The 19,268-nt window shown below is 56.7% G+C and carries 16 protein-coding genes; 7 read left to right on the forward strand and 9 right to left on the reverse strand.

From position 1 onward, the window contains the following. The first annotated feature begins 23 nt into the window (after positions 1-23). Genes prmA through MID00_RS11120 form a run of 4 tightly spaced genes read left to right on the forward strand, consistent with a single transcriptional unit; the run spans position 24 to position 3,715 of the window. Positions 24-944: a 50S ribosomal protein L11 methyltransferase gene (prmA, locus tag MID00_RS11105; RefSeq protein WP_009460614.1), complete on the forward strand. Its 921-nt coding sequence runs from the start codon at positions 24-26 to the stop codon at positions 942-944. 24 nt (positions 945-968) lie between these two features. Next, positions 969-2,216, forward strand: coding sequence for a zinc-ribbon and DUF3426 domain-containing protein (locus MID00_RS11110; protein WP_022983596.1), 1,248 nt, complete (start codon positions 969-971; stop codon positions 2,214-2,216). An 8-nt stretch (positions 2,217-2,224) separates the two neighbouring features. After that, positions 2,225-3,166, forward strand: coding sequence for a carbohydrate kinase family protein (locus MID00_RS11115; RefSeq protein ID WP_009460622.1), 942 nt, complete (start codon positions 2,225-2,227; stop codon positions 3,164-3,166). Between the two features lie 57 nt (positions 3,167-3,223). Then, positions 3,224-3,715 (forward strand): glycine zipper 2TM domain-containing protein, encoded by a 492-nt coding sequence (locus MID00_RS11120; RefSeq protein ID WP_003801873.1) that lies wholly within the window; start codon positions 3,224-3,226, stop codon positions 3,713-3,715. A gap of 61 nt (positions 3,716-3,776) precedes the next feature. On the opposite strand, the gene MID00_RS11125 is transcribed toward MID00_RS11120, so the two are convergent. The 4 genes from MID00_RS11125 to MID00_RS11140 all read right to left on the reverse strand — a co-directional run bounded on the left by MID00_RS11125 (position 3,777) and on the right by MID00_RS11140 (position 10,647). Further along, positions 3,777-5,012, reverse strand: coding sequence for a methylated-DNA--[protein]-cysteine S-methyltransferase (locus MID00_RS11125; RefSeq protein WP_250756131.1), 1,236 nt, complete (start codon positions 5,010-5,012; stop codon positions 3,777-3,779). Positions 5,013-5,149: 137 nt separating this feature from the next. Next, positions 5,150-5,713 carry a YggT family protein gene (locus tag MID00_RS11130; protein WP_009460629.1) on the reverse strand — a complete coding sequence of 188 codons (564 nt, stop codon included), beginning with the start codon at positions 5,711-5,713 and terminating at the stop codon, positions 5,150-5,152. A gap of 114 nt (positions 5,714-5,827) precedes the next feature. Continuing rightward, a complete protein-coding gene (locus MID00_RS11135; RefSeq protein WP_368044566.1) occupies positions 5,828-6,733 on the reverse strand; it encodes a histone H1-like repetitive region-containing protein in 906 nt (301 codons plus the stop codon). Positions 6,734-7,188: 455 nt separating this feature from the next. Beyond that, entirely contained in the window at positions 7,189-10,647 is a 3,459-nt protein-coding gene (locus tag MID00_RS11140; RefSeq protein WP_250756130.1) for an indolepyruvate ferredoxin oxidoreductase family protein, read from the reverse strand. A 112-nt stretch (positions 10,648-10,759) separates the two neighbouring features. Here MID00_RS11140 and MID00_RS11145 point away from each other — a divergent pair, with 112 nt between their 5' ends. The 3 genes from MID00_RS11145 (at position 10,760) to MID00_RS11155 (ending at position 12,452) form a co-directional block, all read left to right on the forward strand. After that, entirely contained in the window at positions 10,760-11,218 is a 459-nt protein-coding gene (locus MID00_RS11145; protein WP_009460635.1) for an Lrp/AsnC family transcriptional regulator, read from the forward strand. A gap of 99 nt (positions 11,219-11,317) precedes the next feature. Then, entirely contained in the window at positions 11,318-11,827 is a 510-nt protein-coding gene (locus tag MID00_RS11150) for a hypothetical protein (protein ID WP_009460637.1), read from the forward strand. A gap of 76 nt (positions 11,828-11,903) precedes the next feature. Continuing rightward, the gene (locus MID00_RS11155) at positions 11,904-12,452 is read left to right on the forward strand and encodes a YaeQ family protein (protein WP_254498825.1); all 549 of its coding nucleotides are present in this window, start codon (positions 11,904-11,906) and stop codon (positions 12,450-12,452) included. 201 nt (positions 12,453-12,653) lie between these two features. Here the strand turns inward: MID00_RS11155 and gltX are convergent, their stop codons facing one another. The 5 genes from gltX to MID00_RS11180 all read right to left on the reverse strand — a co-directional run bounded on the left by gltX (position 12,654) and on the right by MID00_RS11180 (position 19,070). Further along, entirely contained in the window at positions 12,654-14,063 is a 1,410-nt protein-coding gene (gltX, locus tag MID00_RS11160) for a glutamate--tRNA ligase (RefSeq protein WP_250756129.1), read from the reverse strand. A gap of 103 nt (positions 14,064-14,166) precedes the next feature. Further along, the gene (locus MID00_RS11165) at positions 14,167-14,808 is read right to left on the reverse strand and encodes a response regulator transcription factor (RefSeq protein WP_009460643.1); all 642 of its coding nucleotides are present in this window, start codon (positions 14,806-14,808) and stop codon (positions 14,167-14,169) included. Beyond that, on the reverse strand, positions 14,805-15,884 hold the full coding sequence (locus MID00_RS11170; protein WP_022983594.1) for a sensor histidine kinase: 1,080 nt from the start codon (positions 15,882-15,884) through the stop codon (positions 14,805-14,807). Before MID00_RS11170 ends, MID00_RS11165 begins: the two co-directional genes overlap by 4 nt. A 130-nt stretch (positions 15,885-16,014) precedes the next feature. Continuing rightward, positions 16,015-18,717: a magnesium-translocating P-type ATPase gene (gene mgtA / locus MID00_RS11175; RefSeq protein WP_254498826.1), complete on the reverse strand. Its 2,703-nt coding sequence runs from the start codon at positions 18,715-18,717 to the stop codon at positions 16,015-16,017. A gap of 134 nt (positions 18,718-18,851) precedes the next feature. Further along, entirely contained in the window at positions 18,852-19,070 is a 219-nt protein-coding gene (locus MID00_RS11180) for a hypothetical protein (protein WP_009460652.1), read from the reverse strand. Positions 19,071-19,268: the final 198 nt, after the last annotated feature.

Genomic DNA, 19,268 nt, shown 5'->3' on the forward strand with positions numbered 1-19,268 from the left:
GTTTTGCTTTATGGAAACTATGTATGCGTGAACTCTTACTGAGCTGCCAGGAACACGAGGCCGAGCGCTTGTCCGATGCCTTGCTTGAGGCGGGCGCCTTGTCGGTGTCGGTGGAAGATGCCGATGGTGATACCGACCAGGAAAAGCCCCTGTTTGGCGAACCTGGTATCGAACCGGATGTGCTGGCCTGGGATCGAAATCGGGTGGTGGCCTTGCTGCCCGAGGAGCTGGAGCCAGAAGAGTTGCTGCAACCGCTTTTTGAAGCCGGTGTGCTGGATCCTGCAAAGGCCCAGTGGAGCGTGCGCGAAGTACCCGACGAGGATTGGGTTCGTTTGACGCAATCGCAGTTTGGTCCCATCCCGGTGGGCGATCGTATCTTGATTGTGCCCAGCTGGCACAAGGACGACGAGGACCTGCCAGTCGCCCAGGAAGGCGATGACGGCCTGGTGCGTATTGAATTGGACCCCGGCCTGGCCTTTGGTACCGGCAGTCACCCCACGACGCATTTGTGTCTGGATTGGCTGGCCCATCATGTGCAAGCGGGTCAGACCGTGCTGGACTACGGTTGTGGCTCCGGTATCTTGGCGATTGCCGCCCGCAAGCTGGGTGCTGGCCATACGGTTGGTGTGGACATTGACGAGCAGGCCGTGATTGCCACGCGCTACAATGCGCAAGTCAATCAGGTCGAGGTTGAAGGCTTGCTGCCCGATGCCATGCCCGCCGGGCAAACGGATCTGGTTGTCGCCAACATTCTGGCCAATCCCCTGCGTATGCTGGCTCCCATGCTGGCCAACCGTGTCAAACCGGGCGGGCATTTGATCCTGTCCGGTATTTACGATTGGCAGGCCGAGGAGATGATCGAGGTCTATTCCTCCTACTTGCCCATGTCGGTTTGGCAGGAGCGCGATGGCTGGGTGTGTTTGGCTGGTCAACGCCCGTTATAAGACGGCAGAACTTAAGGTGAGTTCATGGAGCTAAAGACTCGCTGCCCCCGTTGCGGGACATCGTTTGCAGCCAGTGTAGAAACGCTGCAACGCCGCCGGGGCTATATACGCTGCATTCAATGTGCGCATATCTTCGATGGCTTTGAAGAAGTCATTGATGAGCAAGCCCCTGAGCCTTCCTATCATTCCCCCGCCACGCCGGTTCAGATCGAGCCGCGCCTGGCGCCCGAGCCACCTGTTTCGCCACGGCAGGAACAGGTGCAGTCGGTGGACCTGCAAGCGCCCATTCCAGGGCCGCGATTTGTGGAGCACTCCCGTCACGCCCCGCCGCGTGATGAAGGCACGGCCCACGAGTCCTTGCAGGTACGCAAATTCCCCGACTCCATCCTGACACAAGCACCTGTCCCTCCGGCCGCGCCTGCTGCTGTAACTACCGAGCCTTTTGTCCGCCCGGCAGAGCCTGCGGTTGAGTCGGTAGAGCCGTCAGTCATTCGCGCCCGCTCCAGACACGAGCCTTTGCCGCAGGATGATCAGGACACCTCGTTTTTCGTATCGACCGGCTCTGTTTCTGAGCCAGATGGGGACCATCATATTGGTCAGGCATCGTGGTCGGCTGCCGAGCCTGAGTTCAGTGTGGGCGACCGTGCCAGTGCCTTGCGCGCCTCTTTCCCCTCGCGTCAGGCTGATGGTACGCATGATAGGGATGGCGAGGATTTTCAGCAGGGCTGGGTCATTGACCCCAACCCAGCCTTGCAACGCGAGACACGTTATGAGGGCGAAGCCAGCTTTGGTCAGCGTGTGGGTTCACTGATCTGGACCAGCTTGTGCGTTCTGGGCGTTGTCCTGTTCGTCGTGCAGCTGATGTACGTGTATCGCGTACAGATTGTCAGCCAGATACCCATGCTGCGCCCCGTGTTCGAGAGCGCGTGTCAGACCTTGTCGTGCAAGGTTCCCTACGAACGTCGTCTGGACCAGATTCGCGTGCAGGCTTCGGCTTTGCATAAAGCGCCGAATCAGCCCGGACAGTCCACCTTGGGCTTTACGCTGCGCAACGAGTTTGAACGGCCCCAGGAGTGGCCTACGCTGGTACTGGATTTGAAAGATTTTTCCGGAGCCCTGATCGCCCGGCGCAATATTACGCCCGATCAGTACCTGGCTTCCGAGCGACGTGAGCCTGCTTTTGCAGCGCGCAGTGAAATCATGGTGCGCCTGCCTTTGAATACCGGGCAGCTCCAAGTTAATGGCTACCAGATTAGCCCTTTTTTTCCTTAAGGTAATTTATGACCGAGCGAGTGCTGGTATGTGGTTCGATCGCGTTTGATACGATCGCGGTTTTCGAGGGGTACTTCAAAGATCACATCTTGCCCGACAGCATCAAAACCCTGAGCGTGTCCTTCTTTGTGCCCAGCTTGCGTAAAGAGTGGGGCGGTTGTGCGGGTAATATTTCCTACACCTTGAACATGCTGGGTGGCCAGCCTGTTCCTGTGGGGGCTGTTGGCAGCGACGGTGTGGATTATGTACAGCGTCTGCAGAACCTGGGTATTGATACCAGCATGGTGTGTGTGATGCCCGAGATGTTCACCCCTCAATGCTTTATCACCACAGATCTGGCCGCCAGCCAGATCACCTCTTTCCACCCGGGCGCCATGATCAATTCTGCCCAGATCGATTTGTCTGGTCAGGAAGCGGCATGGGGCATTGTGGCTCCGGATTCCAAAGACGGCATGTTTGCTCATGCCCGCCACCTGCATGCGCAGGGTACGCCCTTTATTTTCGACCTGGGTCAGGCCATGCCTTTGTTCGCGGGTGAGGACCTGCTGGAGATGCTGGAACTGTGTCAAGTTCTTACGGCTAACGAATACGAAGCTGAAGTTATCGAGCAGCGCACCTCCAAGAGCATGGCCGAGATCGCCCAGGGCTTGCAAGCCGCTGTCGTGACGCATGGAGAGCATGGCAGCACGCTTTATCACAATGGTCAGACTTACGAGATTGCCCCTGTGCCCGTGGAAAATGTGGTGGATCCCACCGGCTGTGGCGATGCTCATCGCGCAGGCTTGTTATATGGTCTTACAAAAGGCTGGAGCTGGCAGGAGGCTTGCAGCTTGGGTAACTTGATGGGCAGTATTAAAATTCAGGCGGATGGCCCGCAAAATCATGAATTTAAACGGTCAGATATCTCGGCCATGCTAAAACAGCACTATGGTATTGAGCGCAGTCTGTAAAAGAGCGCTCGATAGTTTTTTATGATTCGGCCAGCTACGTTTTTTGGAGTAAACCGTATGTACGTTTCTTTTTTCGATCGACCCAAAGTGCGTCTGCTGGTAGTGGCGAGTCTGGCAGCCCCCGTGTTTTTGCTGGCAGGTTGTGCCAATAAATCGGCATCCAGCTCGGTATACAGCTACGGTCAGGCTCAGCGCGAACAGATCGTGCGTTTGGGTACCGTGGTTTCGGTACGCGCCGTCACTATTCAGGAAGACCAGAATTCGGGCGTGGGCACCGTGGGTGGCGCAGCCTTGGGTGGTGTCGCTGCCAGCAGCATTGGTGGTGGCCGCGGTAGCATCCTGGCCAGTATCGGTGGTGCGATTCTGGGTGGTCTGGTTGGTAATGCGGTTGAAAACCGCATGGGCAAGACCCAGGGTCTGGAAATCACGGTTCAACTGGATAATGGCGAAACCCGTGTGGTGGCCCAGGAAGCCGATGTACCTCTGTCCGTTGGTCAGCGTGTACGTATGCTTAGTGGTAATGGCCCAACTCGCGTGGTGCCCATGTAATCAGAGCTTTAGTGCTTGGTGCATAAAAAACCCGGCCATTGGCCGGGTTTTTTTACGCCTGTCAGCGCTGAGCCTTTTGGGGGCGTTCGCGCTCCAGCAAGGTTTTCTTGCGCTCCAGGCCCCAACGATAGCCTGCCAGATCCCCGCTTTGCCGCACGACCCGATGGCAGGGGATGGCAATGGCCAAGGTGTTGGTGGCGCAGGCTCGTGCCACGGCACGGGCGCCTTTGGGCATGCCCAGACGTTCGGCAATCTCGGTATAGCTCAAGGTCTGGCCTACTGGGATATGACGTAGAAACTCCCAGACACGTTGTTGAAAAGGGGTGCCCTGGATGTCCAGGGGCAGATCCAAGCCCAGGGTCGGCTCTTCTACCATGGCAACGACCTGGGCCACTCGTTGATTGAATTGCGGATCGGCTTCGATCAGCTCAGCGGCCTTGAATTGCTCTTGCAACTGTTCCAGCAAGACTTTGGCATCATCGGCCAGGGAAATCGCACAAATCCCGCGCTCGCTTTCGGCAACGAGCAATGTACCCAAGCTGCATTGGGCAATCGCAAAATAAAGAGGGCTACTTGGAGTTTGTTGGCGAACGGGCTTGTCCTGCGAGCGCGGGGCGCGATTTACCTTGTTCGAAGAAGGTGCCAATGCTGGCGCCTGTTTGGGCATGCGCCACAAGTACCAGGAAGCCACGCTGCGGTAGGGTGCCCAAGCTTGGCCAATTTCACGCAAGACACGGGCTGAGGGAGCCTTGTCCAGCTGCTTCAAATTGCGATAGCCCTCGCGCACCCCAAAGTCGTCCGCGGGCAGAATGTCTTCATGCTCCAGCGTGTACATCATCATCATTTCCACCGTCCAGCGACCTATGCCGCGCAGCGTGGTCAGCCGCTTGATCAGCTCTTCATCCGGCATTTGCAAAGCGGTGGCCTGGTCGGGAATGATGCCATCCAGGCGAGCCTGGGCCAGGCCCAGAATGCTATTGGCTTTGGCACCGGACAAGCCACAAGCGCGCAGGGTGTCATACGGCGTCGCCAGCACTTCCTCGGGCGTTGGGCAATGGCCGTGCGGATAGATATCAATCAGGCGTTGCAGGATGCGCTCAGCCGCCCGGGTATGCAACTGCTGATACACAACAGAGCGGATCAGGGCTTCGTAAGGGTCGCGCTCGGGGCGTGGCTGATGGATGCAAGGGCCCACGTGGGCGACCAGCGCTTGCCAGTCGGGGTCCAGTGCGGCCAGGAATTGTTCGGCCTCGCGGTAGCGGCTGGATGTGTCTGGTTTTGATGGAAGGCGAGTCATGGAAGTGGCCTGCTGATTGGTGGTGAGGCCAGTATAAGGTCCACTTTCGCACAAGACATCCTGATTCTTGCTCTTGAATTCAGGATAAAAAAAACCTGGGCTATACCCAGGTTTTTCATGCGTACAGTCCGCTGTGCTTAGATTGGCACCAGACTGAAAGCGGTGCGCGTGATGACCATATTGAGCACTTGAGTCAGCAGCAGGACGACCAGCGGCGACAAATCCAGACCACCCAGGTCAGGCAAGACGCGACGGATCGGGTCCAGCAAGGGGGCCGTAATGGAACGCAGCAAGGGCATGCTGGGCGATTGTGGCTGAATCCAGGATAGTAGCGCTTGCAGCAGGACCACCCAGAAGATCAGGCTCAAGGTCCAGCGCAGAACGGTGAAGACGGCTGCCAGCAAGAACATGGGGAAGTTCGAGAGCATGGACACCGATCCGGTCAGTACCATGGCGCTCAAGACCAGGTATACCAGGGCGCTAAGCCAGGCGGCGAACAAAGAGGTCCAGTCCCAATGGTTGCCGCTTTTAATGACACGGCGCAAAGGCATGACCAGCCAGTCCGTGACCTTGAACATAGCTTGCGAATAAGGGTTGAAGGGATGGATTCTGAGCGCATACACCCAGGCACGCAGTAGCAAAATCGTGCCCAGCAGCGACAGAACAATATGGATTAGGAAGAGGGCGACTTCACTGAACATAGTTGCTTGGTATGAATTGATGGGAGAGGGAATTGTCGCATGCAAGTGCTACAAACCAAAGAGCCACCCTGATCAGGGTGGCTCTTTGAGGAGAAACATAAAAGTAGCGTGTGCTTAAGGACGCTTGCCTGTTGGGAAGGGCCAGGAGCCAGCAGGATTGACATCTTCGCGGCGAGGTTCGGCAGGCGCTGCTGCTGTTTTGGTCGCTTTGCGAGCCGCTGTTTTATTGCCTGCTTTAGCGGTGGCGTTAGTCGTTGTGCTGGTCTTTGGAGTCTTGGTTTCTGCGGTCACGGATTTAACTTCTTTCTTCTTTGGAGCTACGGGTTTCTTGGCACTGGTAGCAGGACTGGCTTTTTTAGCCGCGGTCTTTACAACTGCTTTGGTGCCGGTTTTGGTGGCAGGTTTCGCTGCCGCTTTGCTGGGGGTGGCTTTTTTGGCCACGGGTTTGCTTGCCTTGGTGCTGGCCGGTTTTTTTGCGGCAGCGGTGGCAGCAGGTTTGGTGGTAGCGGGTTTGGCGCTGGCCGTTTTGGGCGCAGCTGATTTTTTAGCTACCGATTTTTTGGCAACCACTTTCTTTGCCACCGTCTTCTTGGCTACCGCTTTTTTAGCGACGGCCTTTTTGACAACGGCTTTCTTGGCTACCGCCTTTTTAGCGGCTGTCTTTTTAACAGCTGCTTTTTCGGCTACGGTTTTAGCGGTGCTTGTCTTGGTCGCAGCGGCTTTAACAGCCGTGGTTTTTGCTGGAGTGGCTTTCTTTACCGCTGTTTTTTTCGCAGCCGTTTTCTTGGCGGGTGCGCTGCTTGCAGACTTGGCAGGGGCTTTTACAGCAGCCTTGCTGGTCTTGGTAGCGGTGGTTTTAGCGGGGGACTTGGGGGCAGCGGTTTTGCTGCTGGGACTGGTCTTGGTAGCAGTAGCTTTTACGGGTGCTGCGGCTGCTTTTGCTGGCGTTGCTTTTTTGGGGCTAACGGCTTTTGTGCTTTCTGCTTTTGCTGCGCCTTTCTTGGCTGTTGCCATGATCATGCTCCTTGAGAACAAGTCTTTAGTTTGTCCACACCCATTTGACCTGGCCTGGAAAACTGCAATGGCCTTTTTCAAATGACGCAGGCGTTTAAGGTCGATACCTTATACGCTTAGAAGTCTAACGCAAGCCCCTACACAGTCAAGCATTAATCATGGCTTGGGGCTTATGGAATTAGGAATCGGTGTCTGCTGTCTCAAATAAGTTGCGTTCTGGACACGTGCAATCGGCCCATAGTCGCATCCAAGTCTCTGATTTTTGACGCATTGCTGGATCGATTGCATGGCCTTTTCATGCTTTGAAAGACCTGTGTTAAGCATGGAAAAGGCGCTTGAAAACGGTCTTTAATTCGAGGTTGATTGATGCTTTTCAATGTCGCTTCAAATCAAAAAAAAGCCCTGCATAAGCAGGGCTGAAAGGGCAGGTTAATCGTTTCGAAAGCCGCAGTGGGCAAGGCTTAGGCGGGAACAGCCTGAATTTCCGGGCCAGTGTTTTTCAACTGCTGCGACAACTCGGCAAAGCGGGCTTCATACTTCTTGGCCGATTCCATTTTCACGGGACCGAAGCCGCGCAATTGTTGGGGCAGCTCGGCCAGTTCCAACGCTGTGGCGTAGTTGGCTTGATTCAGGTTCTTGCTCAAGCTGTTGAGCAGGCTCTGGTATTCGCGCCAGAAGCGACGTTCCATACGACGCTCATGGGTGTAGCCAAATGGATCCAGTACCGTGTTGCGCAGACCTTTGCCTTTCGCCATCCAACGTAGCAAGGTGGCGGTGCGTGGGCCCAATGTGATCTTGCGCGGGCGGCCGGTAGATGGATCACGGCGTGCCAGCAAAGGTGGTGCGAAGTGAAAGCGCAAGGAGAAGTCACCTTCAAATTGCTGCTCCAGATCCTGGCGGAAAGCGGGCGAGCTGAACAGGCGAGCAACTTCGTACTCATCCTTGTAGGCCATCAGTTTGTACAAGCTGCGTGCGGCTTTTTCCGTCAAAGTAGGACGCTGACCCGGACGCAGTTTCTGTTCGGCTTCACGCAGAGCATTGATGGTGCTGCTAAAGCGCTGGGCATAAGCGGCGTTCTGGTATTGCTCCAGGCTGCTGGTGCAGCGCTGCATGATTTGTTCCAGTGTTTCGCGGCGCTGCAAGGTTACGACCTGAGCGGCTGGAGCCAGGAGGCTGGCCAGTGCTTTCTCATCGTGAGCCAGCACGCGACCCAAATGGAAGGCATCCAGGTTGGCTTGAATCGCCACACCGTTCAGGCGGATAGCCTGTTCAACAGCCGCACTGCTAACGGGCATGGAACCTTGCTGCCAAGCCATGCCCATCAAGAGCATATTGGACAACAGGCTATCGCCAAACAGCAGGGTGGCAGCCTGGTGAGCATTGAAAGAGCGCACCTGGTTTTCGCCAGCGGTGGTCTTGAGTTGGCTCAGCAAGTGCTGGGCATCCAAAGGGGCATCCGGGTTGCGGGTGAACTCGGCCGTGGGGGCCAGGTATTCGTTGATGATGGCGTGGGTATGACCAGGACGCAGGCAGGAAAGGGCATTGGGGTGAGCGGCGGCCACCACGTCGCACAAGATCGCCAGGTCGGCTTGGCCGGGATCGACACGCACCGCACCCGTGTTCTCTTTATTGGCAGATAGACGGATGTGGCTGATGACGGTGCCGCCTTTTTGTGCCAGGCCCGTCATGTCCAGCACGGAGCTGGAGCGGCCTTCCAGGTGTACCGCCATGGAGAGCACCGCACCAATAGTGATCACACCAGTACCACCCACACCGGCCACAATTACATTGCAGTCCTTGGCTTGAATATTGGGTTGTGGCAGCGTGTCCAGCTTGGCCAGCAACTGGGCTTTCATATCGGCCTGACCGTTTTGATCGCCACGGCGCAGGGCACCGCCCATCACCGACACAAAGCTGGGACAGAAACCGTCCACGCAGGAGTAGTCCTTATTACAGCTGGACTGGTCGATCTGGCGCTTGCGGCCTTCGGGAGTTTCAGCAGGCACCAAAGACAAGCAGTTCGATTGCACGCCGCAATCCCCACAGCCTTCGCAGACCGCCTTATTGATAAAGAGGCGACGGGCAGGATCGGGGTACTCGTTCTTTTTACGACGACGGCGCTTTTCAGCCGCACAGGTCTGGTCGTGAATCAAAATGGTGACGCCGGGGATCTCGCGCAGTTCGCGCTGCAAACGATCCAGCTCGCGACGGTGATGAACGTCCACACCGGCAGGCAGGCTGACACCGCGATAGCGTTCTGGCTCATCGGTGGTGATGACCACACGACGCGCACCTTCACCAATGGTCTGCTGACAAATGCGAGGCACAGATATCGGGCCGTCAACCGGCTGACCGCCTGTCATGGCAACCGCATCGTTGAACAGAATCTTGTAGGTAATGTTGGCACCCGCGGCAATGGCCTGACGAATCGCCAGATAGCCGGAGTGGAAATACGTGCCTTCACCCATGTTCTGGAACATGTGGCCGGTCTGGATGAAGGGCGACAGGCCCACCCAGTCCGTGCCTTCGCCACCCATTTGAGTCAGTCCACGGGTTTTGCGGTCCATCCAGGTCGCCATGTAGTGGCAACCCACACCCGCCATAGCCTGGCTGCCTTCGGGTACTTTGGTGGAAGTATTGTGCGGACAGCCCGAACAGAAGTAGGGGCGACGAGTCAGACCATTGGTATCAATCGGTGCCAGGTTTTGCACCGTACAGGCAGGCAACTGTACATTGGCGTGATGGCCCAGCCAGCGACGCAGACCCACGGCCACACGGGCAGGGCTGAGCTGGCCATCGGCAGGGATCAGCACTTCATTTTCGATATCGCGCTTGCCAGACACCGTAGGGCGCTGGGCACGGTTAAAGAGCAGATTCTTTAACTGGTCTTCAATGATTGGGCCCTTTTCTTCAATGACCAGAACGTGGTCCAGGCCTTCAATAAAATCGTTCAGCGATTGCGGGTTAACAGGCCAGCTCAAACCAATTTTCAGATGGCGAATGGCGGGCAGATCTTTCAGGCTGCTGAGCTGTTGCAGCGCATCCAGCGTATCCAGTGTGGCTTTGCCGGTGGACACAATACCGATACGCGCATCAGGTGCCGCTTCCAGCACGCGGTCCAGGCTGTACTTGTGAGCAAATTCACGCACGCTATCTAGGCGGGCGTCCAGCGTACCTTCCATGGAAGGGGTCAGGAATTTGCTGGGGTCGTAGGGGTGTTTGCCGCCTTGCTTGTCGGCCAAGGCCGGGGCCAGATCATCCAGAGGGGCAATCTCGAAAGAGCGGCCGCTTTCCACGGTTTCGGTAATGGCTTTGAAGGCTACCCAGGAGCCGGAGTAACGCGACAAGGCCCAGGCCCAGATACCAAAGCGTTCGTATTCTTCAACCGAGCTGGGGTTGACCACCGGGATGCCCCAGGCGATCAGGGATTGTTCGCTGGCGTGGGGAATGGACGAAGACGAGGCCACGTGGTCATCACCCACAATCATCAGGACGCCACCGTGTTGGGAGGCACCGGCAGCATGGCCGTGGTGCAAGGCATCGCCCGCGCGGTCTACACCGGGGCCCTTGCCATACCACATGGAGAACACGCCATCGACGGTACGGTCGGCACGCTCGCCAGCTTGCTGGGTGCCCATAATCATGGAGGCGGCCAGGTCTTCGTTAATAGCGGGTTGGAAACGGACCTTGGCCTGGTCCAGATACTTCTGGGCCTTCCACATGATCATGTCCACGCCACCCAGCGGCGAACCACGGTAGCCGGAGACAAAACCGGCGGTGTTCAAACCGTGTTCTTTATCCAGGCGAGCCTGGGTCAGCAACATGCGCACCAGGGCCTGTGTGCCAGTTAAAAAGATGCGTCCTGATTGTGCGGTCAGGTTGTCGCTTAGCTTGTATTGAGTGTCGACGGACTGCGTCATGATGAAACCTCCAGATAGAGATCATGATAGAGAGTCTGCCCTCGCTTTTTTTTGCGTTATAGTTGCGTGTATTCCCTATTCTTTGAAATTTTCATTTCGTAAATATTCAAATATGGATAAAACTGACTTAAAAATATTGGATGCCTTGCAGCTGGATGGCCGAGCCTCGGCTCAGCAGGTCTCCGAGCAGGTGGGTTTGTCCACTGCGCCCGTGTGGCGGCGCATCAAAAATCTGGAAAAAAACAAGGTTATCCAAGGCTATTATGCGCGCGTGGATCGCCGTCAGGTGGGACTGCAAAGTTGCATGTTTACCCAGATCAGTCTGGACCGTCACTCGGGTGAAATAGTCGATAACTTCATTCGTGCCGTGCGCGATGCGCCCGAGATTCTGGAATGCCACGCCGTGACTGGCGATGCGGATTTTCTGCTCAAGATCATGGTGCCAAGCGCCGAGTCCTATGACGATTTCCTGCACCGCTTCCTGTTCAATATGCCGGGCGTGCGTCAAACCCGCACGATTGTGGCCATGCGTGAAATCAAGAACGTGACCCGCTTGCCTTTGCCACTTTGAAGCATCTTGTTATGGGGTAATACAAGCGCCTTCGGGTAGAATAATCAGGATTCGCTGGCCTGTGGTGGGTCGGTATGTACGCATGAAGGACGGGGTTTTATGACGAAGGCGAATATCTTGCGACGCACTTCCTGGGTTGCTGTGCTGGCTACCGTGTTTTTAAGCGCCTGCGCGGTCAAAGCGCCGGCTCCCGAGCCTGCTGCACAAGCGGCTACCAAGCCTGTCCATCCCGCATGTCAGCCTGCTGCGGCGGGGGACCAACTGGCTGGTAATTGGCTAAGCAAGCACCGCCAGAAAGGCGTGGTTGGCGAGTTGCGTACCTTGTTCACCTTGCAAACTGACGGCTCCATGGCATACACCGAACAGGTCAAGCGGCCCAACAAGCCTTCGCAAGGCTTGAACGAAAGTGGTTGCTGGGTGCGCAAGGGCAACGACTTGCAAATCAGCACGCAAGAATCCAATGGGGTCACAACCGAACCGGGCGACCCGATTTATGAAAACCACTACAACATCGTCAGCCTGACAGCCCGCAATCTGGTGCTGCGTGACCAAAGTGGTACCACCTATCGCTTGACCAGAATGTCGCCTGGCTACCGCCTGCCATTCTGATCTCTGCTTGTTTGAATGATTCCTGGCCGTCCTGGGGGCGGCCAGTTTTTTGTCTGTTTCTTTTGCTGGACGCTCCATGGCTCTGCGCGCGACGATTTATAAAGCTGAACTTAATGTGGCCGATAACGATCGGGCCTACTACGGCAGTCATACCCTGACGCTGGCCCGTCACCCCTCCGAGACCGAAGAGCGTCTGATGGTGCGTTTGTTGGCTTACGGTTTGTATGCGCAAGCGGACGAAGCCTTGAGCTTTTCGCGCGGGCTAAGCGACTCGGACGAGCCCGCCTTGTGGGAACATGATCTGGGCGGCAATTTGCTGCATTGGCTGGAGGTAGGCCTGCCGGACGATAGACGTCTGATCAAAGCCAGTGGCCGTGCTGACAAAGTGACGGTGCTGGCCTATGGCCGCAATGTCTCCGTCTGGTGGAGTGGCATCAAGGACAAGATCAGCCGCGCCCGCAATATACAGGTCTATGCGCTGGATGCTGCCGGGACTGACGCATTAGCCGCCCTGGCCGAGCGTGGCATGACCATCAATCTGAATGTCCAGGACGGCACGGTCTGGGCCAGTAGCGATAAGGGCGAAGCGACAATTGAAATTAGCCACCTGAATGCGGCTGTTTGATATGAGTCAACTGCTTGCAACGAAGTAACCTGGCTCGCCGGAGCGAGCCAAAGAGCATCGGGCAAGTGGCGTTGGAGTCGGCCTTAGGTGGTATGCAGGTTTAACGTCGATAGACGAGCCATCGAGCCGATGTCAGGGTACCAAGCAAAAAGAAGGGCATCTCGAATGAGATGCCCTTTATGTAAGCCTTAGCTATAACGCTTACAGCCCAGCCAAACGCCCCAACACTTTGTCGCGCCCAACCAAAGCCAGCACAGCATCCACCGCAGGCGTCTGCTTCTGCCCCGTCACAGCCACACGCAAAGGAATAGCCAGCTTGGGCATCTTGACCTCATGATCCGCCAGAACCTGCTTGATCAAAGCAGCCAGACTCTCCGTATTCCACTGCGGCAAGCTAATCGCCTTGCTGGCAAAATCACGCAGCAAAACACGCGCTTCCGGCGTCAATACCTCGGCCATCAGCTCATCGCTGGCGGGCTCGAAAGGACGGCAGAACAGCAAAGCACCTTCAGCCAGCTGATTCAAAGTCTCGGCACGGTCTTTCAACAAACCCATGATGCCGGGCAAGTCCTGACCATCCGTCTTGCCACCCAAGGCCTCAATACGAGGCGCCACACGCTCGGCCAGATCCGCATTGTCACTGGCCTTGATGTAATGGGCGTTCACCCAGTTCAACTTCTTGGGGTCCCACTGCGAAGCCGACTTGCTCAGACTGCGCGTATCAAACCATTCCACCAACTGCTCGCGGGTGAACAGCTCGTCATCTCCGTGACTCCAGCCCAAACGAGCCAGGTAATTGATCATGGCCTCAGGCAGATAACCGTCCTTGTCGTAATCCATGATGCTGACCGCACCATGACGCTTGGACAGCTTCTCGCCATCAGGGCCCAGAATCATGGGCACGTGACCGTACTCAGGCAAAGTCGCGCCCAAAGCCTGCAAAATCACAATTTGACGTGGCGTGTTGTTCACGTGATCGTCACCGCGAATCACATGAGTGATCGCCATGTCCCAATCGTCCACCACCACGCAGAAGTTGTATGTAGGCGTGCCATCCGGGCGGGCAATGACCAGATCGTCCAGCTCGCTGTTATCAAAGCTGATGCGGCCCTTCACCATATCGTCCCAACTGGTTGCGCCGGACTGCGGGCTCTTGAAACGAACCACAGGCTTGCGGTCAGCCGGGATGGCAGGCAACTCCTTGCCAGCCTCAGGACGCCAGGTACCGTCATAACGAGGCTTCAAACCCTGAACACGCGCTTTTTCGCGCATGGCTTCCACTTCCTCGGGGCTGCTGTAGCAGTAATAGGCATGGCCGTCTTTCAGCAGCTGGGCGATGACCTCGTGGTAACGATCCATGCGCTGCATCTGGTAGAACGGACCTTCGTCGGCATCCAGGCCCAACCATTGCATACCATCCAGAATGCCTTGCACCGCCTCGGGGGTGGAACGCTCCAGATCCGTATCCTCAATACGCAGCACAAAAGTGCCTTGATGATGACGGGCAAAGGCCCAGGAGAACAGTGCAGTGCGTGCGCCGCCCAGGTGCAGATAACCAGTGGGCGAGGGGGCAAAACGGGTGCGGATGACGTTGGAAGTAGACGTGCTCATAACTTGTGTGTGGCCTTGACCTTGGGAAGCCCGCATACGGGACCGAATCTGCGTATTTTAACCCAGCACGCCAACTAGGAAAGAACCGCCGCGCAGAACTGTCCTAATGGCCGCTTTCTGTATTGAGTTGATCGAACTGGCGCACCAGTTCCGCCAGCGAACCGGCCTGCATTTTTTGCATCACGCGAGCACGCCGTACTTTGACCGTGACTTCCTTCACATCCAGCTCGGCCGCGATCTGCTTGTTCAGCAGGCCTTGCACCACCCGCTCAAAGACATCGCGCTCGCCCGCGTTCAGGCTGTCCCAGCGTTGCTGCAAAGTCAGCCGGGTTCTGGCTTCTTCCTTGCGCTGCGCATCAGCAGCCAGAGCCGACTGCACGGCATCAATCAGGGCCTGATCTACAAAAGGCTTGGTCAGAAAATCCCAGGCACCATGCTTGATGGCCTTGACCGCCATATGAATATCGCCGTGGCCAGTAATAAAAATGACCGGCATATGCAGCCCGCGCGATTCCATCTGCAAATGAAAATCCGTGCCGCTTTGCTCGGGCATGCGCACATCCAGCACCAGACAGGCAGGGGCATCAGATAAAGGATGCGCCAGAAAGTCTCGTGTAGAGGCAAAGCTCAGCGCGTTCAAGCCTACGCTGGCCAGCAAATCGTCCAGGGCCGCGCGAACGGACGGGTCATCATCAATGATGTAGACGGTGGGCGTGTTCAGAGAGGAATCCAGATTTTCTGTCATGGCGCCAAAGGTAAGGTGAAATGAAAGGCAGCACCGCCATCGGCTTGGTCAGTGGCCCAGATATGGCCGTTATTGGCATCAATAATGGTGCGGCTGATGGTCAGGCCCAGGCCCAGGCCGCTTGCCTTGGTGGTCCAGAAGGTATCAAACAATTGGGATAGCTGCGTGCCCGACAAGCCGGGACCATTGTCCTTGATGGAAAACAGTACCTTGTTGGCTTGCGGCTTGTCGCCGGGCAAAACGCTGGTTTCTATGGTGATATGAGCTGCATGGTAGTCCGAGGGAGGGGACAGGGCTTCGATGGCATTGAGCAGCAAATTGGCCATCACCTGCTGAATCTGAACCCGGTCGGCAAAGACCTGGGGCAGATCGGACTGCAAGGCCAGACGCAGATCAATATGCTGACGTCGCATCTCGCCACCGGACAGGCTAAGCAGCTCGGTCAGAGCCAGATTCAAATCAAACGCGCTGCTGGTGGGGGCTTCGTTACGGGTAATGCTGCGTACCCGATCCAGCACATCCTTGGCGCGCTGGGCGTCGTACACAATACGCTGCGCGGCAGCCTGTGCCTTCTTGACATTAGGGGGCGAGGCTTCCAGCCAGCGCTGACAGGCGCCCGCGCTGCTGTTGATGGCGGCCAAAGGCTGGCTGACTTCATGGGCAATCGAGGTGCTGAGCTGGCCCAGGGTAGTCAAACGGGACAGTCGCAGCAAATGCTCGCGCGTCTCATGAGCCGCCGCCTGCACGGATTTGAGCTTCAGCCCCAGATACGAGGTGATCGCGATGGCAATAATACTGATGCCGGTATTGACCAGGCCCACGTCGTAGTCGCCCGAGCGGGTCAGCAGAAAACTGACCACGGTCAGCACCATGCTGATGGTAGTCAGGGCAACAACTTGCCGTGCCGACAGAAAACGAATCGCTATCAGCAGCAGCGGGGTGTGAAAGACCGCAGCGGCGATAGCGTAGTTGGTGACGGTATCGGCAATGAAGACCAGCGCCATCAAAATACAGATGCCGGTCAGGGCCAAGGCTCGGTAGGTTTTGCTCGATAGGAAGCGAAGGGGTGGTGTCATATCTTTCGTGTATGGGCCAGGCTGCAGGATGGTGTCTGTCGTGTGGCCATCATATACCCGAGGTTCTTTCAGAATGTGCGTTAAGGCCTGAGCCCCCGAAAGGATTTCCGGGGGCCCAGACCTGTCCGACTTAGAACCACTGGCCAAAGCGGCGGATGTACAGCATTTTCATACCCTGTGCGACCAGGCAGTAAGCCAGCAAGGTGCCGACCAGCCACGGGAAGTATTCCCAAGGCAAAGGCTGCAGGCCAACCAGTGCACCGACGCCCGAGAAGGGCAGATAAATACCAATAGCGGCAATCAGGAAGGTCATCAGCATCACAGGCAGGGCTGCGGTGCTTTGGATGAAGGGGATCTTTTGCGTACGCAGCATGTGAACAACCAGTGTCTGCGAGAGCAAGCCTTCAATAAACCAGCCGGACTGGAACAGCGATTGCAGTTCGGGCGTATTGGCGCCAAACACGTACCACATCAGGACAAAGGTGGTGATGTCGAAGATGGATGAGGTCGGGCCTATCCAGATCATGAAGCGGCCAATATTCTTGGCATCCCATTTACGCGGTTTGCGTAGAAAGTCCTTGTCCATGCGGTCCCAGGGCAAAGCCAGTTGGGAGATATCGTAGAGCAGGTTCTGAATCAGCAAGTGGATGGCCAACATGGGCAGAAAGGGGATGAACGCACTGGCCACCAGCACCGAGAACACATTGCCAAAGTTGGAGCTGGCTGTCATGTTCAGGTACTTGATGATGTTGCCAAAGGTTTCGCGGCCTTTGATCACGCCTTCTTCCAGAACCAGCAGGTTCTTTTCCAGCAGGATGATGTCTGCCGATTCCTTGGCAATATCCGTGCCGCTATCCACCGAAATCCCCACGTCGGCATCGCGCAGGGCGGGGGCGTCGTTGATGCCATCTCCCAGAAAACCGACGGTGTGACCATTGGCTTGCAGCGCTTTGAGTACACGTGATTTTTGCAGGGGCGTGAGCTTGGCAAAAACCGAGTGGCGCTCGACAGCGCAACGCAGATCGGGGTCTTGCATCAGCTCGATTTCAGGTCCGAGCAAAGGCTTGCCGGGCGCCAGGCCCACTTCACGGCAGATTTTCGCGGTAATGATTTCGTTATCGCCGGTCAGTACTTTTACGGCTACACCGTGCTCGGTCAGGGCGGCAATCGCTTGGGCAGCACTTTCCTTTGGTGGGTCCAGGAAGGTCAGCAAGCCTTGTACCGTCATCTCGCGTTCATCCTGGGCTTCATAACGGCTCTTGGCCTGTTCGACAGGAATACGGCGAGTGGCAATCAGCAGGACACGGAAGCCGTCCGAGTTGTAGCGGTAAGCCATTTTCAGCAAACGGGCACGTTGCTCGGTATCCAGTGGCAAGCGCTGGTCACCGTCTTGTACGTGGGTGGCAATGCTGAGCATTTCTTCCACCGCACCCTTGCAGACCATGAGCTGTTCGCCTTGCGGATTTTGCACGACAACCGATAGGCGACGACGCACAAAATCAAAAGGCAGTTCGTCTATCTTGCGGTAGGAGCCAATGGCTTGCAGGGCAGAGGGTGTTTTTTCTGCGAAGCGCAGTACCGCCTGATCCATCAGGTTCTTCACGCCGCTTTGGTGCAGGCTGTTGAGCAGCGCCAGTTCCAGAATGCGAGGACTGTTGCGATCATCCAGACCCAGATGGTGTTCCAGAATGATGCGATCTTGTGTCAGGGTGCCGGTCTTGTCGGTACACAGCACGTCCATGGCACCAAAGTTCTGGATCGCGTTCAGACGCTTGACCACCACCTTGTTCTTGGCCATGGCCACCGCGCCCTTGGCCAGGTTGGAGGACACAATCATGGGCAGCATTTCAGGGGTTAGGCCCACGGCAACGGCCAGTGCGAACAGGAAGGCTTCGGTCCAGTCGCCTTTGGAGAAACCGTTGATCAGCAGCACGATGGGCACCATGACCAGCATGAAGCGAATCAGCAGCCAGCTGACGCTGTTTACGCCCCGGTCAAAAGAAGTTTCGGCGCGCGAACCGACAATGGCTTTGGCCAGCGAGCCGAAATAGGTCTTGGCACCGGTGGCCACAACCACTGCCGTGGCCGTACCGCTGACTACGTTGGTGCCCATAAAGCACATATTGTTCTGGTCCAGCACACCGGCCTGGGAGCTGGACGCCGTAGCACTTTTGCTGCTGACTGCGCTAAAGACATCGTACTTTTCGACAGGCAGGGCTTCACCTGTCAGGGCGGCCTGGCTGACGAACAAGTCGCGGGACTCTATCAAGCGCAGGTCTGCCGGGATCATGTCCCCAGCCGACAGGCGCACAATATCGCCGGGCACGATCTGGCTCATGGGGATTTCGCGCATGACCGTGGCGCTGGACACGGTAGAGCGTCGTTGTACGCTGGCGGTGGTACGAACCATGGCTTTCAGAGCCTGGGCAGCTTTGCCGGAACGGTACTCCTGCCAGAAACGCAGCAGGCCGCTCAAGGTGACCATGACCACAATAATCAGCACGCCGGTGTAGTCCACTTCTTCGCCCGAGCGCATGGGCAAAATAATGTCGGTGACAGCACTAACGGCGGCCAGCACCATCAGGACCGCAATAAAGGGATTTTTAAAGGCCAGCGCCAATTGAATCAGGGCGTGGGCGGGCTTGTCCCGGGCGACCTCGTTAGGTCCGTATTCGGTCAGGCGGCTCAAGGCTTCGGCGTCGGTCAGGCCATTCAGATTGGCTTGTACAGAGGCCAGGGTTGTCTCCAGGCTAAGCCCGGTTTCGGTGGCCGTGCGCAGCTTGGCGTCGTAGTCCACTGAGCGCAGTGGCGGACGATGTTGTTGAATGCTCATGTAATGCTCCTGGTGTACAGGCGTGACGGTGCTGTCCATCCCAAGAGATGGACACAGCAGGTCCTGCCGACCGGTGTGAGGGTCGGCAAACTAAAGATAAGAACAAGCGGATTTAGTAAGCGTCAGGCCAGCGTTTAGTGGCTGGGCAAGGTGCAGCGCCACACTCGCGCTGAGGGTGGTTTGTCACTGTCTGCAATCCAGTGAATTTCTGGTTTGCGACTGGCCGTGTTGATACGCCAGGCAATAGCGGGGCGGCGGCCGGGAACAGCACGCTCGCGAGGGCAAGGTGTGGCAAGATGCGAACCCGACGAGGTCAGGGCCCGGATCGGTCCAGTATGAATAATGCGGTGCATGGTTGACTCCTGATCGTGCTGCGCAAGCCACATCAGCAGACAACCCGGTGGGTCAGTAGCGTCTGAGGGGCCTGTGCAGCATCTTTCTTCGACTGTCGTCGCTGGACATAGTGTGTTTTTTCCTGTCAGAGAGAACGAAAGGTCCTGCTTTCCGAACGGGTGTTATTTTACGACCTGCAAGCCGCTTTGCGACTGGCT

It is taken from the genome of Alcaligenes sp. NLF5-7 (assembly GCF_024266725.1).
In the GTDB taxonomy this organism is placed as follows: Bacteria; Pseudomonadota; Gammaproteobacteria; order Burkholderiales; family Burkholderiaceae_B; genus Alcaligenes; species Alcaligenes phenolicus.

Bases quoted from the DNA above. Each gene is read 5' to 3' on its own strand.
- prmA (WP_009460614.1), top strand. From the start codon at position 24: ATGCGTGAACTCTTACTGAGCTGCCAGGAACACGAGGCCGAGCGCTTG.
- MID00_RS11110 (WP_022983596.1), top strand. From the start codon at position 969: ATGGAGCTAAAGACTCGCTGCCCCCGTTGCGGGACATCGTTTGCAGCC.
- MID00_RS11115 (WP_009460622.1), top strand. From the start codon at position 2,225: ATGACCGAGCGAGTGCTGGTATGTGGTTCGATCGCGTTTGATACGATC.
- MID00_RS11120 (WP_003801873.1), top strand. From the start codon at position 3,224: ATGTACGTTTCTTTTTTCGATCGACCCAAAGTGCGTCTGCTGGTAGTG.
- MID00_RS11125 (WP_250756131.1), bottom strand. From the start codon at position 5,012: ATGACTCGCCTTCCATCAAAACCAGACACATCCAGCCGCTACCGCGAG.
- MID00_RS11130 (WP_009460629.1), bottom strand. From the start codon at position 5,713: ATGTTCAGTGAAGTCGCCCTCTTCCTAATCCATATTGTTCTGTCGCTG.
- MID00_RS11135 (WP_368044566.1), bottom strand. From the start codon at position 6,733: ATGATCATGGCAACAGCCAAGAAAGGCGCAGCAAAAGCAGAAAGCACA.
- MID00_RS11140 (WP_250756130.1), bottom strand. From the start codon at position 10,647: ATGACGCAGTCCGTCGACACTCAATACAAGCTAAGCGACAACCTGACC.
- MID00_RS11145 (WP_009460635.1), top strand. From the start codon at position 10,760: ATGGATAAAACTGACTTAAAAATATTGGATGCCTTGCAGCTGGATGGC.
- MID00_RS11150 (WP_009460637.1), top strand. From the start codon at position 11,318: ATGACGAAGGCGAATATCTTGCGACGCACTTCCTGGGTTGCTGTGCTG.
- MID00_RS11155 (WP_254498825.1), top strand. From the start codon at position 11,904: ATGGCTCTGCGCGCGACGATTTATAAAGCTGAACTTAATGTGGCCGAT.
- gltX (WP_250756129.1), bottom strand. From the start codon at position 14,063: ATGAGCACGTCTACTTCCAACGTCATCCGCACCCGTTTTGCCCCCTCG.
- MID00_RS11165 (WP_009460643.1), bottom strand. From the start codon at position 14,808: ATGACAGAAAATCTGGATTCCTCTCTGAACACGCCCACCGTCTACATC.
- MID00_RS11170 (WP_022983594.1), bottom strand. From the start codon at position 15,884: ATGACACCACCCCTTCGCTTCCTATCGAGCAAAACCTACCGAGCCTTG.
- mgtA (WP_254498826.1), bottom strand. From the start codon at position 18,717: ATGAGCATTCAACAACATCGTCCGCCACTGCGCTCAGTGGACTACGAC.
- MID00_RS11180 (WP_009460652.1), bottom strand. From the start codon at position 19,070: ATGCACCGCATTATTCATACTGGACCGATCCGGGCCCTGACCTCGTCG.